This window comes from Bacteroides fragilis NCTC 9343 (assembly GCF_000025985.1).
GTDB lineage: Bacteria > Bacteroidota > Bacteroidia > Bacteroidales > Bacteroidaceae > Bacteroides > Bacteroides fragilis.
Window position 1 is genome coordinate 5,167,172 of record NC_003228.3, and the last position, 14,683, is coordinate 5,181,854.

The window sequence follows — 14,683 nt, forward strand, 5'->3', positions numbered from 1 at the left end:
GACTTTTTTATTTACTAAAGAAATATCTCAGTTTCACATTAAAGGCACGCCCGGGTTTCTGCAAGCGGTAGTTATCATACAGCTTTTGATTGGTCAGATTGGTACACTCCACAACCACACTATACTTTCCGTTGTCCATTGAATACCCCAATGCCAGATCGTGTGAGAACTGTTCGGGGATTACTTTTTTAGAGCTTTTTGCACCCAAGCCCGGGAACGAAAGATAATACGAATGAATATAATTAAGATTATAGTCAAACGTCAGCACAGAGTTTCTCCAAATCAAATCGTGAAAACGAACCCCTGCATCGGCATTAGCAAACAAATAAGGGATGTTCGGCAAACGCTCTTTATAGGTAATATTCTCTGTGATACCTTCGCCGACAAAGCTGTCCTTCGTCTTCTCATATCGCTGCCGGTCGGTAATGTCCTGATAAGTAAAACCGGCTCCCGTATGGAACAGATCTTTATAGTTATATCTGACAGCAGCCTCAACACCCTTTGTCAACACCTTACCCAGATTCTCGTAACCGGTGGTCGGATTACTGGTCAGGCTGACCCCTTTCAGGATAAAGTCTGTCGTATAACGATAAATGAAGTTTCCATCAGCCGAAAGTTGATGGGCCCCGAAAGTTTGAATGAAGCTCAACCCCAGATTCAAATTCCGGCTGCTTTCCGGTTTTAAATCCGGATTCCGCTGCTGAATCAACCCGTCCCCAAACATTTCGATACTTTCCGGCAAACGATAGGCATGCTCGTAAGAGAACTTAGCCTGCAAAGAGGGTAAGATATAATAAGTAGCCGCCGCACCGTATCCGAAATTGGTTTTATGATCCCGCACTTTTTCCCAACGGGCATTCTCTGTATATTCATCCAACCGCTTATAGGTAGAACTGTACAACTTATACATCTTTCCGAATACATTGGCATTCCAACGATCATAGCGGATCTGCCATCCCAAGCCTGTGATATTCTTAGTCAGTTGCTGAGGTACATTGTTGTTTTCATCATCCGGCCGTACTTTATCATTCATGGTTCTCCGCATAGCAGAAACCACATGGTTCAGTATCAATGATTGGTGACCGTCGATCACGTAACTGATGTTTCCGTTTCCTAACCATTCGCGGTTCTTTATCTTGGAATCCGTATAATACCCTTCTCCTGCAGAAGTAGACGGAACGGATTCTCCCAACCAGTTGTAACGGCGGGCGATGGTATCCACATTGAAAGTATTTACAGAATTATACGTTCCGTAAAGTGACAGCGAAAGTCCGTCAAGAAACAGATCGTCTTTCTTATAACGAATAGAAGGGATCACAGATTCACTCTTCATTTTTACGCCACCGTAAACGGCATCCATCGTAGCACCAGTCTGTACATCTTTATCATTCTTCGAAAGAATAATGCCTGCAAGCAGATAGTCGGCATAAGGCTTATTGGTTATTCCCGTCTCCAGGCGGATACCTCCTGACCGGTAGGCATCATTAAAGCGCCTTACCCACCGCTCGTTTATCTTCTTATTGGTAGCCAGATCGATGATGGGCACAAACACTTTATAATCATTGTCGGAATAGTTATAGAAAGCATTGGCACGCACCGTGAAACCTGTTTTCAGATGGGTATAGGCTCCATTCACCGAGACTTTATGAGTATTGAAAGAGCCAAAAGAATAGGTCGCATCCAGATAATTGGCATCTCTACGGCTGACGATATTCACCGCTCCTCCCAAGGCATCGGCACCCAGATTTACAGGTAATACCCCTTTATATACCTCTACACGCTCAGCCATGTTAGCCGAGATATTAGCGAGGTTAAAAGACGATCCGAAATTATCCATCGGTATTCCGTCCAAAAAGAATTTCACCTGATTGCCCGAAAATCCGTTCAGGCTGAAATTATAGTTAGACCCCATACCACCTTCCTCACGGATACGGACACTCGACACATTGTTCAATAATTTGTTGAGAGGTGCAGCGCTATTATACGCTTTCTTGATGTCGAGTACCGATATGGCATACGCCTGCTCCTGCTGCCGGCGAGCTTCAGATTTTCCAATCACCTGTACTTCTTCCAGCTCTTCCGCCTGGGTATCGATCTCTATGTCCGGAATCCGGTTCACTTTTCCGGCAGTCACATGTATCGGCACCTTTTTAGTTTTCACTCCTATGCCCGATACAACTATCGTCTGACTGCCCGCCGGCACATCATTGATATGATAAACTCCATTCTCGTTGGTATATCCGCCAATATAAACACCTTCAATGGCAACTGCAACCGGATAGTAAGGTTGCTTCTGTTGGTCGACGATTCGACCTGTCACTATACCTTTACTTTGTTGTTGCTGTTCGCCGGCATGCATAAGAACGGCTGACAGCATAGAAAAAAGACAGAATAAAGCTACTCTGTACAACACTTTGTGGTTCATTAATCACTCTGTTTAATTAGTCCGCAAAGGTACGTATATCGACACCGGACGACAATCACCATATTTAGGTATTCACCGAAACTCCGATACCTAAATACAATGATAAAACAATCTCTCTTCCAGAGGCCTGTCTCATTCGGATGAACGCTTCAATCGAATGCTGCGTGGCGAGGTACCAAATGACTTTTTACAGAAGTTTGAGAAATGCGGTAAAGATTCGAACCCGAATTTATAACAGATTTCAGAGATGGTAGCCTCTGTATTCTGAAGTTCGTAAATGATCTCCTCTTTGCGGCGGCTAAGCATCCACTCATACACCGGCTCATGAAAAACATTATCGAAAATCCTCCTGAATGTAGTCTGGCTATATCCTCCAAGTTTAGCAAACTCTTCAACAGTCTTCACCTTCTTATAGTTCTGATATACAAAGCACTCAAACGAAGAAGCATATTTTGAGAGAGGATGTACCAAGGAAGCCAGGTCATAATCCGAATAAAAATAACCGAGTATGAAAGCAAGCTCTTTCCGCTTTAATGATAAGAGATCCCGACAAATCTTCTTTTCGCTCAGATAAGTACGTGCAGACTCAAGAAAATGTTGAAGTTCGGGAATAATGGGTAAGGGTGAGGGAATTAACGGAGGATCAGTCTCCTTCATGATACGATTATACCGGATATCACAAAACAATTCAGGTTGATTAAACTGATAATAGATACATTCCACATCGGTCATGGCCAGCATTTCTATTTTCGAACTGATGGGCTGAAGCATAAATTCTCCGGCTTTAAGCATTGTTCCGGCATACTCCCGACTATTCACCAGCATTTCTCCCTTGATAAGAAACAAAATGAAATTCTCCTCACATTTTTGTGCAGGATAATGGAAACCACGTCTATGGTAAACATGGAAAATGGCATTAGGAACTGACTTTTTGCAGTTCTGACACATCATGGGATCTCCACAAACGGAGCTGGGCATATATACGGGTGTGTTTGTTTGTATGTTTACGACAAATGTAAGAGAATTATTTAGAAAGACAATAAAAGAAGGAATAAAAAAATAGCCCTACTTGAGCAGGGCTATCAAATGCATCATTTATTATAATATTATGGATAGTCCCATATTTGAAAACAGGATTCAAGTTTTATACTTGAATCCTAAAGTTTTCTATTTACACAAAATGATGGACAGTATCGAATACTACTTAGGAGTCTCAGTGAAATCCCAGCTATCAGCAACTGAACCGGTAATAGACATCTTCTCAACGCCTTTTAACGTCAATACGTAAGCAACACTTTGTCCGGCAGTCCAAGTTCCATCGGTAAATGTAATTTCTTCCGGAGTAGTTGTTTTATCACACAATATCGCACCACCAGCCTCAGCTTTGTAGTAAATTTCGAATGTAACGCCAGTTAAATTTTGAGGAATAAGCATGGCTGTGTAATCTGCTTCAACCAAAGTCTCGTTCGCAGTGCCACCGTTATCTGCTCCTGTAATAGAAAGTGCCTCAGTAGGTTCGACAGTATATGCTGTTGCTGTAGCATCGCTAGGAATAGTCCATGTACCTAATGTTGTCTCATTAGTAGTAGAAGTAGCTCCATAAGTATACACACCTTTGTTCTTGGCATTAATAACTATTTTATTTAAAGTGTAAGTAACACCACTTCCTTCTCCTTTTATTTTAAAACCAACCTTCGTCAACGCGTGTTTAAAATTTAAAGCAACCGCTTCTGTGGAACCACTCGTAGCTTTTTGCTTATTCATCGCTTCTGCTACCACCAAATCTTCCTGCTTTTCCACGGTCCCTTCCACAGTATAGGTCAGTGTAGGCGCTGTGTTAGCAACAGCTGCTCCCCAAGAAAGCTGTTTCGTAGTGTTAGGTGAAAAAGCAAAGAAACTTACTTGATCTGTTGCCGGCCAATAGAATACAGAGTTACCACTGCCCCATGCGGAGTTTTCTCCTTTAGTAAACTCAGCGCCAGATATCAGCGCATTAACTTTTGTAGCATCAGCAAATGCCCCAGTAGTAGAATAGGCATACGCCGTAAACTTTGTAAAAGCTGAGTTCACTAAAGTCGTAGCTCTTGTTGTCTTACTTACTGCCGTATTGAAACTAATTTCCACCGGCTGTACAGCCTTTTCAATCTCTTCATTCTGTGAGCAACCCGTAATTGCCATTGCAGCGACTGCTGCGAATAAAATCTTCTTCATAATAGTATGTTTTTTTAAGTTATTAATATTTTTATTTGTATGTATTTCTTTTTTCTTATCCAACAGGCAACTCTACATTCGTTTCGTCGTCCCAATCTCCTACATCACCACCAATGCCACCACCTCCACTTGGAGGAGTTTCCACATCATCTACTTTTATTTCATCTTCTATTTCAACTTCAACCAATGCCGGCGGTTTTGTTTCCTCTCCTTCTCCTCCTTCACCACCGCCGGTAGGTTCTTGTACAGCTTCCGTTATATTAATCTTAACCTCCTGTACCGAATTGTCCACCTTAATAATCATCAGGTTCATCATCACCGGAAGTTTTATTTCTAAACGGGTAATAATAGCTTCCGGTAATCCAAAAGTGGTAAATACCCCTTCTATCTTCCCGGCTTTCACATTCAGGTCAATATTAATCGGATAGTCATCGCACATAGCATAAGCTTTTCCTAAAAAATAATGATCTGCCATCCCACCAATACTCCCTATCACGTTTGAAACATTACTTAATCCCTGCACTTTGATACTAAAGGAGTAAGTTCTTATCACCAATTTTGGTTTCAGCTTCAGAATCAATGTCTCTTCACTATTCTGTATATCCAAATCATCTATATTTACCACATAAAGCGGATCCGGTCCCCAAACCATCTTTTCTGTACCTGCAATACCCAACTTACAAAAATTGGTATAAGCCTGAATGGTTTCATAAGATTCCTCTCCACGAATTAAGACCGTTTCAGTATCGTAATTGTAAATAACAACAGCGTAGTGTCCCGAAGGAACTTTTACTTCCCCACCTGTTACCGACAAATACGTATCTATCTTTCTACCTTTTTCGTCTTTCGGATAGAAAATAATCCGAACTCCTTCCGGCAACTTCTCCGTCACTCCGCTCCAATCCAGCCGCACTTCCACACCACTCACCGGATAATCGTCCAGAATATCCCGCCGGCTGCATCCCGTCACCACCAGAAACGAGAGGAGAACCATGCAAAGCAACCTTGTTATATCTTTCATTCATTATCATCTCCTTGCTGTTATAAGCCACACCAAAGATACTTTTGCCTTGGTGGGGCCTATGAAGTTATAGCGTGCACTACTTTTCCAAACCAAGTCTCCCTCATAAGGAGTGTACTTCTTGTACTCCGTAGTCAGATAACCTATGCCCAGGCTGAATTCAAACGAGAGATGCCGTGCAATCTGCTTTGCATATCCATAAGTCAGCCCTGAAGCTGCATAATATCTTCCTTGATAGCCGTCTCCTTTAAACTGGAAATCATAAATTCCCCCTTCGGCATAAGCTCCAATGAAATGTCCCGCCAAGCGATTCCTCCGCTTCCGGTTGCCCAACCAGCAACGACCTTCAACGCCTCCCGAAAGCAATTGATAGCAAAACTCCCGGCTACTATTGAGCCACCACGGACATTTATACTCGGCATTGACCGACCAGCGTCTGTTCAATGGTATTTCCACCTCTATATTCGGTGCCAATGCCAGGTCGTATAGCAGGTTGTTTTTCAGTGCAAGCACTGTTCTCTGTTCTATTATTACTGGTGTTTCTATTTTTCCCTCTTCCGGGACCACCGGCTGAGGATGTACGAATTTCACTCGGGGCAATACATTCACCGTACTCAAAAACACACCGGCAGCTTTATCATCCGGTATGGGTACAGGTGAATGTTCTCTGTATACATATAAAAGCGGTAAGATTTTATTCATAATATAGCGGTATGCTTCTCCACCGTTCAACCTGCGTAATAAATTCTCACATTTCATCCGGTCATCGCGGTGATAATCGATCAACATCAGCACATCCTCACGATCCGGAACGTGGAGGTCAGCCTGCACTCTTTCACGTAACAGCGACCAATCCTTCTGGTTTACACCAATCATCATTCTGGTCCAGGCATCCGGCATTGCTACCATGGCCCGGCTTTCTCCCGAAAGCAGAAAGAGAAAAACAAAAAGGGTCAGTATGCAGATACGGTTTTCCATAATTTGTCTGTTTGTGCAATACAAATATAGAAGTTCAAATCGATACATAATAATTTAATCAAAGCTAAATACAAGCTCTGAATGCTTCTGTGAAACGATTGAAAGGAATTTGCAAGTTTGGCGGTGAAGCACCCCCGCACTTGGGTAGCTTTCCGGCCAATGCCGGCCTCTAAAAGTGGGTACTGCCGTTGCTTAAATCTTCTTACTTACCACCTGACTTACTTATCCCGGCAAGAAAATAGATCTGTCTCTACGACATACGTTGTCCGACATGGGGGTGTCAGACCGTCCGACACCCCCATGTTAAACCTCCCGACATCCCCATGTCAGACTATGAAGAGTGGGAACCTAATGAAGAAAGCTTTTCGAGGAAAGTGAAGGGAGGTTAAAAGCAAAAGAGCTATTGCCGATGTTTAGCCCACTTGTAAAAGAGAACAGTAAAAAACAGTAAAAGAAACTCAAAGAGAGCCAATATTAAGAAGAATATTTGGATAATAGATAAGAGAAACCTACATTTGTACAGTGATTTTTTTCATAGTATTAGATTTAAGGTTAACAAAAGGTTGGAGTCAGGCGTGACTCCTTTTTTTTTGCCTTTTTTATCTGAGTAACTGGTAAACTCCTCCTGCCAGAACCCGAATAACGCCTTTCATTTCAAGTTCAAACAGAATAGCACTGATCTTATTAATGGGAATATCGGCCTGAACCATCAATGCGTTTATTTGCAGATCGCCCAGCTTTCCGAGAATATCGACAATTCTCAGTTCCTCGGCAGACAGATCCGGAAAGAGGTTTCGCTGTACGGTTTCCGGCTTGACACTTTTCAAATCGCTGTCCCAGCCCATTGTTTTCACAAAGTCCGATGCAGACTCCAGCAAAACCGCTTTGTTATCTTGTATCAACTGGTTGCATCCCTTTGAATATTCGTCCGTGACCCGCCCGGGAAAAGCAAAACAATCGCGATGATAGCTTCCGGCAATATCCGCTGTAATCAGCGAACCGCCTTTAGCGGCAGACTCCACCACAATAGTAGCATCACTTATACCGGCAACAATGCGATTCCGACTTATGAAGTTGTGTTTGTCCGGATTCGTTCCGGAAAGAAATTCTGTCAGCAATCCGCCTTGCCGAAGCATGTCGATAGCTGTCTTACGGTGAAGGGACGGATAGATGCGATCCAGCCCGTGAGCCAATACCCCCACAGTAGGAAGTTCGACAGACAGTGCTGAGCGGTGGGCATTGATATCGATTCCATAAGCCAATCCACTGACTACAAGCACATCCGGACACAGCATCTGCAACTCTTGCAGGAAGCTGACACAAATGTGCTTCCCGTAGTCTGTCGCATTACGGGTCCCCACCATATTAATAATGTGTAAGGCATTGAGATTGGCCTTCCCTTTAAAGAACAGCACGACAGGAGCATCGTCACACTCCCGTAAGCGGGAAGGATAATCTTCATCTGCCAGTGTAAAACAAGAGATGCGGTTATTCCGGGCAAACTCATATTCTTGCTCGGCACGCTTCAAGGCCTGCGGGGAGTCTAATGCCGCGACTACCGCCCGGTTCACTCCGGGCAAACGGTCGGGCAGCTCGGTACGGTAGCGAAATACATCGGTAGCACTTCCCATACCGTCTACCAGGCGCTTGGCACCTATATGCCCCACACCCGGTATTTGTGTCAGAGCAATGCTGTATATCCGCTCTTCGTCCGTACTCATTGCAGATAGGGTGCGAAGATCTGATCGAATAACTCACTGTCGCTCAAGCGTCCATTAACGACACATACGGTCTCTACGGTCGACTTAACGACTACTTTATCATCGCTTTTCCGAAAGATATCCTGATAGAATACATATTTGATGCCTTCTTTCTTCATATACAATTTGGAAACGAATTCATCGCCACTCTTCAACGGGGTTTTGAAAGCCATATTGATGCGGGCTACCACCGGATCGACTCCCTCTTCATGCAGTTTTGCAAAGCTTACGCCTACCGATGAAAGAAACTCGTGACGGGTATGCTCCAGATAATGTTGGTAATTCGCATTATTCACAATGCCTTGCAGGTCGCACTCATAGTCGCGTACCTTTAAAGTAAGTTCATAGATATACTTTTCCATTTTATTCAAGCCCTTTAAATTTTTTCAGTTCTTCGGTCGAAACCAATTTATATAACTTATCACTCGGACGTATCTTGTCCAGTTTCATTGAGAAGTGTTCTCCCTTTTTCACAGTCTCCACCGGTTTCAGATCTACACGAGCTTCGTCAAGCGTAGCAAACACAGCTCCGGTAGTAGGTCCGGTAATCAACAGTTTATCACCCACACTTACCTCTGCCGCTTCAACCAAGAATTCGGCCACACCAATGTTAGAGAAGTATTTGATGCCTTTACCCACATATATCTTACGCTCAGTGGCTGCCGACCCGTAGTTCTTGGTCCATTCGCCCAAACGCTGTCCCAAATAATAGCCATCCCAGAATCCCCGGTTGAATACAGTCTTCAGGCGCTCATCCCATGCCGCAATCTTCTCGTCGGTAAACGAATCATCCAGATATGCCCGGATGGCCTGCTTATAACATTCGACGACAGTACGTACGTATTCGGGACCGCGGGCTCGGCCCTCAATCTTGAACACACGTACCCCGGCATCTATCATTTTGTTCATGAAGTGAATGGTCTTCAAGTCTTTCGGCGACATGATATACTGATTGTCAACCTCAAGCTCTACATCGGTATCTTTGTCACGGACGGTGTAAGCACGACGACAGATTTGCATGCAAGCTCCCCGGTTGGCCGAATGATTCATCTCGTGCAATGACAGATAGCATTTACCCGAAACAGCCATGCAAAGCGCACCGTGGCAGAACATCTCGATACGAATGAGCTCACCACTCGGACCGCAGATATGCTCCTCCTGAATCTGCCGGTAGATCTCCGCCACCTGCTCCAGATTCAGTTCACGAGCCAACACCACTACATCGGCAAATTGCGCATAGAACTTCAGGGCTTCCGCATTCGAAATATTCAATTGAGTAGACAGATGTACTTCTTGCCCAATCTTGTTGGCATAGCTCATCACTGCCACGTCAGCCGCAATCACGGCCGAAATGCCCGCTTCCTTGGCCGCATCGACAATGGTACGCATCAATTCGATATCCTTATCGTAAATGATGGTATTCACTGTCAGATAACTCTTCATTCCATGTTCATCACAGGTCCGGGCTATCTCGCGTAAATCTTCGATGGTAAATGTATTGGCCGAACGTGCACGCATGTTCAGGTTCTCAATACCAAAATAAATAGAATCGGCTCCTGCCTGGATAGCTGCCGCGAGCGATTCGCGTGAGCCAACCGGAGCCATTATTTCAAAATCGTTTATCTTATACATAGTCACAAATTATAAGTTACGGAGTCGTAACTACTTACTGAACATATCCTTTTTCTTTGAGGTTTGCCATTATCTCCTTGGCAATTCCCATACCGATCTGTTGGCCCGCTTCCATGGCTTCCGCAGTCATCACAGGAGTGGACTCGGCCAGCTTCTTGCCTACCGGCGATTCATAAAATGCAGTGATCTTCTTCAGGTCGCTTATCGTCAGGTATCTGTGATAGATAGACACGTATATATCCAGAAACTGGGTGTTTGCTTTCTCCGATAATTGCTCCTCGAAGTTCTTCCAGAATTCATCCGGAACATTCGAATAAGTATGTTTCATCATCCCGATCATTTGCGGAACCATCGACTTCACTGTAGTCATGGCACCCGAAGCCTCAAGCATTTTGCTTAATGCCTCTCTGTAGGCAGCATCCTGGGCCGAGACGGAAGTGGCAGACAAGATAAAAGTCAGGCACAGAGCAATGGAAAATAGTCTTTTTTTCATAATTTCTATCCAGTTAAATAAATGAATGAGGTGCAAAGGTAGGGGTTTTTTCCGTACTTTTGCAGCCAAATAATGAATAGAAAATCGTAAAAAGATGAAAATAGGCCACATAGACCTGGGCGAACGCCCTGTATTTCTGGCTCCGATGGAGGATGTCACTGACCCCGCTTTTCGCCTGATGTGCAAAAAGTTTGGAGCCGATATGGTATACACCGAGTTCGTCTCGAGTGATGCTTTGATACGTTCCGTCAATAAAACCACTCAAAAACTGACCATCTGCGATGAAGAACGCCCCGTCGCCATTCAAATATACGGTAAAGACACGGAAGCCATGGTGGGTGCCGCCCGGATTGTAGAAGAAGCACAACCGGATATATTGGATATCAACTTCGGTTGCCCGGTAAAGAAAGTAGCAGGGAAAGGGGCCGGAGCCGGCATGTTGCAGAATATCCCCAAGATGCTGGAAATAACCCGTGCCGTGGTAGATGCAGTCAAAATACCTGTCACCGTGAAAACCCGACTGGGATGGGATGCCGATCATAAAATAATAGTGGACCTGGCAGAGCAACTGCAGGATTGCGGCATTGCGGCACTGGCCATTCACGGACGTACCCGTGCGCAGATGTATACAGGCGAGGCAGACTGGACCCTGATAGGAGAAGTCAAGAATAACCCACGTATGCACATACCTATTATAGGAAACGGTGATGTGACTACGGCCGCTGGTGCCAAAGAGTGCTTTGAGCGATATGGTGTAGATGCGATTATGATAGGACGCGGCAGTATCGGCCGTCCCTGGATATTCCGCGAAGTGAAGCATTATCTGGAAACCGGAGAAGAACTTCCGCGGGAATCATTCGAGTGGTACCTCGATGTGTTGCGCGAAGAGGTGCTGAACAGTGTAGCCCGACTGGACGAACGCAGAGGGATCATCCATATCCGCCGTCATCTGGCAGCAACTCCCCTATTTAAAGGAATCCCCAATTTCCGTGAGACACGCATTGCCATGCTACGCACCGAATCGGTAGAAGAACTCTTCCGGATATTCGACGGACTCACCACAGAGTAGCACAGAGTTCCACAGAGTAGAGTGGACAAATCGATAGTTAATATGAGAGTTAATGTAGATTTATTTTAGTATATGTGTACGAACTTTATTTTAATAAAGTTTATTTATTCTCTGTGAGACTCTGTGTTACTCTGTGGTAAGTCCACCCCATCACTTGAACATCGGCACTGCGAACCACTTCTTGAACATCTTCGTCACCAATACATACAACACGAAAGCAGAAACAAATCCTGCGATCGCATCAATCAGATAGTGTGCCTGAATGTAAACAGTAGCTCCACAAAGCAACAGATAGAACGGCATCAGGCAGGCAAACAGTTTCTTGCTGGCACGCCATGCCATAATCATCAGAATGGTCGACACGCCCACATGCGAACTGGGAAAAGCGGCAGTCGGACGTTCTCCTACTTGCTGTGAGCCCTCCACCAGGCTGTAAAAGAATCCATGCTGATAACCGGGTCCGGGAAGCAACTCCTGATTGTGATTGAAATAATCGCCAATGGAAGGAAAGACGCCCTGCGAAACCGAATCCATGCCGATGGCAGGGAAATAGAACTGAGGGCCGGCAACCGGAACGAATATATAAATAAGGTAGTAGATGAAAAAGCAGGTGACCAGTACAAAAGACATCTTCTCAAACAGGTCGAACCGATAGATGAAATAGAACAACGTCACAACCAGAATCATAGGATAATAAGCGAAATAGCCCATGTTGAACGGCTCGCTCACCCACATCTGCGGAAATGCATGACAGAACCATACGGCAGGCTGTCCGCCGAACATCCACTGCTCGGCCGTAGCAAACAAATGATCCAGATTGGGGAAGACGCGGTTGAACTCGAAAGTATCCGGATACCAGTAGGATAAAAGGCTCATCTGGATGGCGATACGTACAAAAGCAGAAAACTTACACGGAGCCAGCCGATAGAGATACATCAGCAAAAAAGTCATTGCCGCAATCACCGCCCTATCCCACAACATGTGGAGCGGATGATCCATTCGTTGAAACATGAATAAAATCAAGATAGAAGTTAACAGATTGTATATCAATGTTATCTTCTCAACAGCAAACAAGCCCTTACGGCTTTCTACACGTTTAAATAAATCTAAAGCCATCCTTCATTCTTATACCAGGCAATTGTTTCTTTCACTCCTTTTTCCAAGTCGTACTCAGGAGCATATCCCAGTTCTTTCACAGCCGGAGTTATGTCGCATTGCCAATTCCTTTGTTTCATTATTTTATATTTGTCCGAATTCAACGTGCTGCTCTTTCCCGAACGGGTCGCTATAAATTCGGCGAGCAAAGATACGACTTTTAGCACAATTAACGGACATTTGATGTGAATAACAAACGGATCACCCAATTCTTTTTGAATCAGGTCGGAGAAAGCCCGACTTTTATATACCTTCCCGTCAGACAGAAAGTAAGCGCGGCGGGAAACCTCCTTCTCGATTCCCAGGAAAATGGCCTGTACAATATCTTTCACATATACAAATGTCAGATCTTGCCGCTTATACCCTACGGAGAAGTCCGTATGCTGCCGGATGGATTTTGCCATCAGGAAATAGTCTGCTTCCCGGGGACCGTATACCCCCGTCGGACGATAGATGACATACGGAAAACCGGGTATGCTCTGAATGTAGAGCTCTGCTTTCAGCTTGCTTAATCCGTAAGCCGTATTCGGAGCCGGAGTATCTTCTTCACTAATGGGTGAATAGTCCTTTTCGCGTATCGGACCGAATACGCTCAGGGTACTGATGTAGATGAACTGCTTGGGAATCATATTGAGCTCACGCAACGTGTCGACAAAGTATTTGGTCTGCAAATAGTTGACACGGTCAAAGTCGCTTTTGTCCGCACATTTGGTCACGCCGGCACAATGGACGATATAATCGAACTTATTATATGTCCCCTTATGCCCGGACAGTTGCGCCCGCAGTTCATTGGGATGTGCAAAGTCCAATTCAAGAAAGTGGATCTTACGTTCTTTCAGGTATTTCTTACTGCTGGATGCACGAATCCCCGCCCAGACGCCGAATCTGCGCTTCAATGCTTCCTGAACAATGAAACTGCCGATAAATCCGCTCGCTCCGGTAATTAGAATACTCTCCATAAAATTCTGGTCAAATGATAATTATTTCGTCGGTTCCACATGAATGCCTACATGGGTTCCTTTCCCAAACATCTCTTTCAGCTTGTTTTCAATGGCAGTTGCCGTACTATGTGCCTCTTCCAGAGTTATCTTCCCATCCATACGGACATGCAATTCGATGGCATAATAATTGCCGATTCTGCGGGTACGCAAATGGTGGGGCTGGCTCACTCCCGGGAAAGAGAGTACAGTCTGCTCAATCTCTTTCTCCACATCTTCCGGCAACGACTTTTCAAGCAGTTCGTCCACACACGGAATCAGCAACCGTACAGACACCTTCATGATAAAGAAACTGACTACCACCGCAGCAACCGGATCGAGCACCCGCCAATGATCTCCCAACAGGATGGCACCGCCGATACCGATGGCCGTCCCGATAGACGACAATGCATCACTCCGGTGATGCCAGGCATTGGCTATCACAGCCTGGGAGTTCAACTTCTTGCCCTGAATCACTGTATACTGATAAAGTATCTCCTTTGAAACGATCGACACCAGTGCCGCCACCAATGCCACTACACCGGGAGACTCCAACTGTCCGCCCCGCAAAAAAGTATAAATGGACGAAGCCCCATTCCAAAAGATACCGAAACCGACACACAGAAGTAACAACCCGATGATGGCCGTAGCCAAGGTTTCGTATTTGCCATGGCCGTAATCGTGACCTTTATCCTCCGGTTTCCCGGCAATGCGGACAAAGACAATGACAACAATATCGGTGATGAAATCGGATAGTGAGTGGACAGCATCGGCCAGCATAGCCGCACTATGCCCGGCAATTCCGGCAAAGAATTTAAAAACGAGCAAAAGGAAGTTCACGATACTTCCCACGATCGTTACTTTATAAATTCCCTTCTCCCTGGAAGACTTTTCACTTTCCATTTGTTAGATTATTCATAATGTGAGGGGCAAATGTACATGAAAATCTTGAATTATTAATA

13 protein-coding genes are annotated in these 14,683 nt (G+C 44.8%); 1 reads left to right on the forward strand and 12 read right to left on the reverse strand.

The genetic code is table 11. The features are described from left to right. Positions 1-7 precede the first annotated feature (7 nt). The 9 genes from BF9343_RS21155 to BF9343_RS21195 form a co-directional block, all read right to left on the reverse strand. Complete coding sequence (locus BF9343_RS21155; protein WP_010993818.1) at positions 8-2,425, reverse strand: TonB-dependent receptor; 2,418 nt, start codon at positions 2,423-2,425, stop codon at positions 8-10. Positions 2,426-2,557: 132 nt separating this feature from the next. Next, positions 2,558-3,403 carry a helix-turn-helix domain-containing protein gene (locus tag BF9343_RS21160; RefSeq protein ID WP_005797165.1) on the reverse strand — a complete coding sequence of 282 codons (846 nt, stop codon included), beginning with the start codon at positions 3,401-3,403 and terminating at the stop codon, positions 2,558-2,560. Positions 3,404-3,625: 222 nt separating this feature from the next. After that, the gene (locus tag BF9343_RS21165; RefSeq protein ID WP_010993819.1) at positions 3,626-4,636 is read right to left on the reverse strand and encodes a fimbrillin family protein; all 1,011 of its coding nucleotides are present in this window, start codon (positions 4,634-4,636) and stop codon (positions 3,626-3,628) included. Positions 4,637-4,691: 55 nt separating this feature from the next. Further along, the gene (locus BF9343_RS21170; RefSeq protein ID WP_010993820.1) at positions 4,692-5,657 is read right to left on the reverse strand and encodes a DUF5119 domain-containing protein; all 966 of its coding nucleotides are present in this window, start codon (positions 5,655-5,657) and stop codon (positions 4,692-4,694) included. Positions 5,658-5,663: 6 nt separating this feature from the next. Beyond that, the gene (locus BF9343_RS21175; RefSeq protein WP_005783505.1) at positions 5,664-6,683 is read right to left on the reverse strand and encodes a DUF3575 domain-containing protein; all 1,020 of its coding nucleotides are present in this window, start codon (positions 6,681-6,683) and stop codon (positions 5,664-5,666) included. A gap of 551 nt (positions 6,684-7,234) precedes the next feature. Next, positions 7,235-8,356, reverse strand: coding sequence for a DNA-processing protein DprA (gene dprA / locus BF9343_RS21180; protein WP_009291284.1), 1,122 nt, complete (start codon positions 8,354-8,356; stop codon positions 7,235-7,237). Next, entirely contained in the window at positions 8,353-8,757 is a 405-nt protein-coding gene (locus BF9343_RS21185; RefSeq protein ID WP_005783508.1) for an acyl-CoA thioesterase, read from the reverse strand. Before BF9343_RS21185 ends, dprA begins: the two co-directional genes overlap by 4 nt. A 1-nt stretch (position 8,758) precedes the next feature. Beyond that, a complete protein-coding gene (locus BF9343_RS21190; protein WP_005797156.1) occupies positions 8,759-10,000 on the reverse strand; it encodes a peptidase U32 family protein in 1,242 nt (413 codons plus the stop codon). 61 nt (positions 10,001-10,061) lie between these two features. Next, positions 10,062-10,520: a DUF2059 domain-containing protein gene (locus BF9343_RS21195; RefSeq protein WP_005783513.1), complete on the reverse strand. Its 459-nt coding sequence runs from the start codon at positions 10,518-10,520 to the stop codon at positions 10,062-10,064. A gap of 94 nt (positions 10,521-10,614) precedes the next feature. Here BF9343_RS21195 and dusB point away from each other — a divergent pair, with 94 nt between their 5' ends. After that, positions 10,615-11,589: a tRNA dihydrouridine synthase DusB gene (gene dusB / locus BF9343_RS21200; RefSeq protein WP_005797153.1), complete on the forward strand. Its 975-nt coding sequence runs from the start codon at positions 10,615-10,617 to the stop codon at positions 11,587-11,589. Between the two features lie 150 nt (positions 11,590-11,739). Here the strand turns inward: dusB and BF9343_RS21205 are convergent, their stop codons facing one another. The 3 genes from BF9343_RS21205 to BF9343_RS21215 are packed head-to-tail and all read right to left on the reverse strand — an operon-like array spanning position 11,740 to position 14,624. Further along, entirely contained in the window at positions 11,740-12,705 is a 966-nt protein-coding gene (locus tag BF9343_RS21205) for a phosphatase PAP2 family protein (RefSeq protein ID WP_005783517.1), read from the reverse strand. Then, complete coding sequence (locus BF9343_RS21210; protein WP_005783520.1) at positions 12,696-13,703, reverse strand: NAD-dependent epimerase/dehydratase family protein; 1,008 nt, start codon at positions 13,701-13,703, stop codon at positions 12,696-12,698. The genes BF9343_RS21205 and BF9343_RS21210 overlap by 10 nt, the downstream gene beginning before the upstream one ends. 21 nt (positions 13,704-13,724) lie before the next feature. Beyond that, positions 13,725-14,624 (reverse strand): cation diffusion facilitator family transporter, encoded by a 900-nt coding sequence (locus tag BF9343_RS21215; protein WP_005783522.1) that lies wholly within the window; start codon positions 14,622-14,624, stop codon positions 13,725-13,727. Positions 14,625-14,683: the final 59 nt, after the last annotated feature.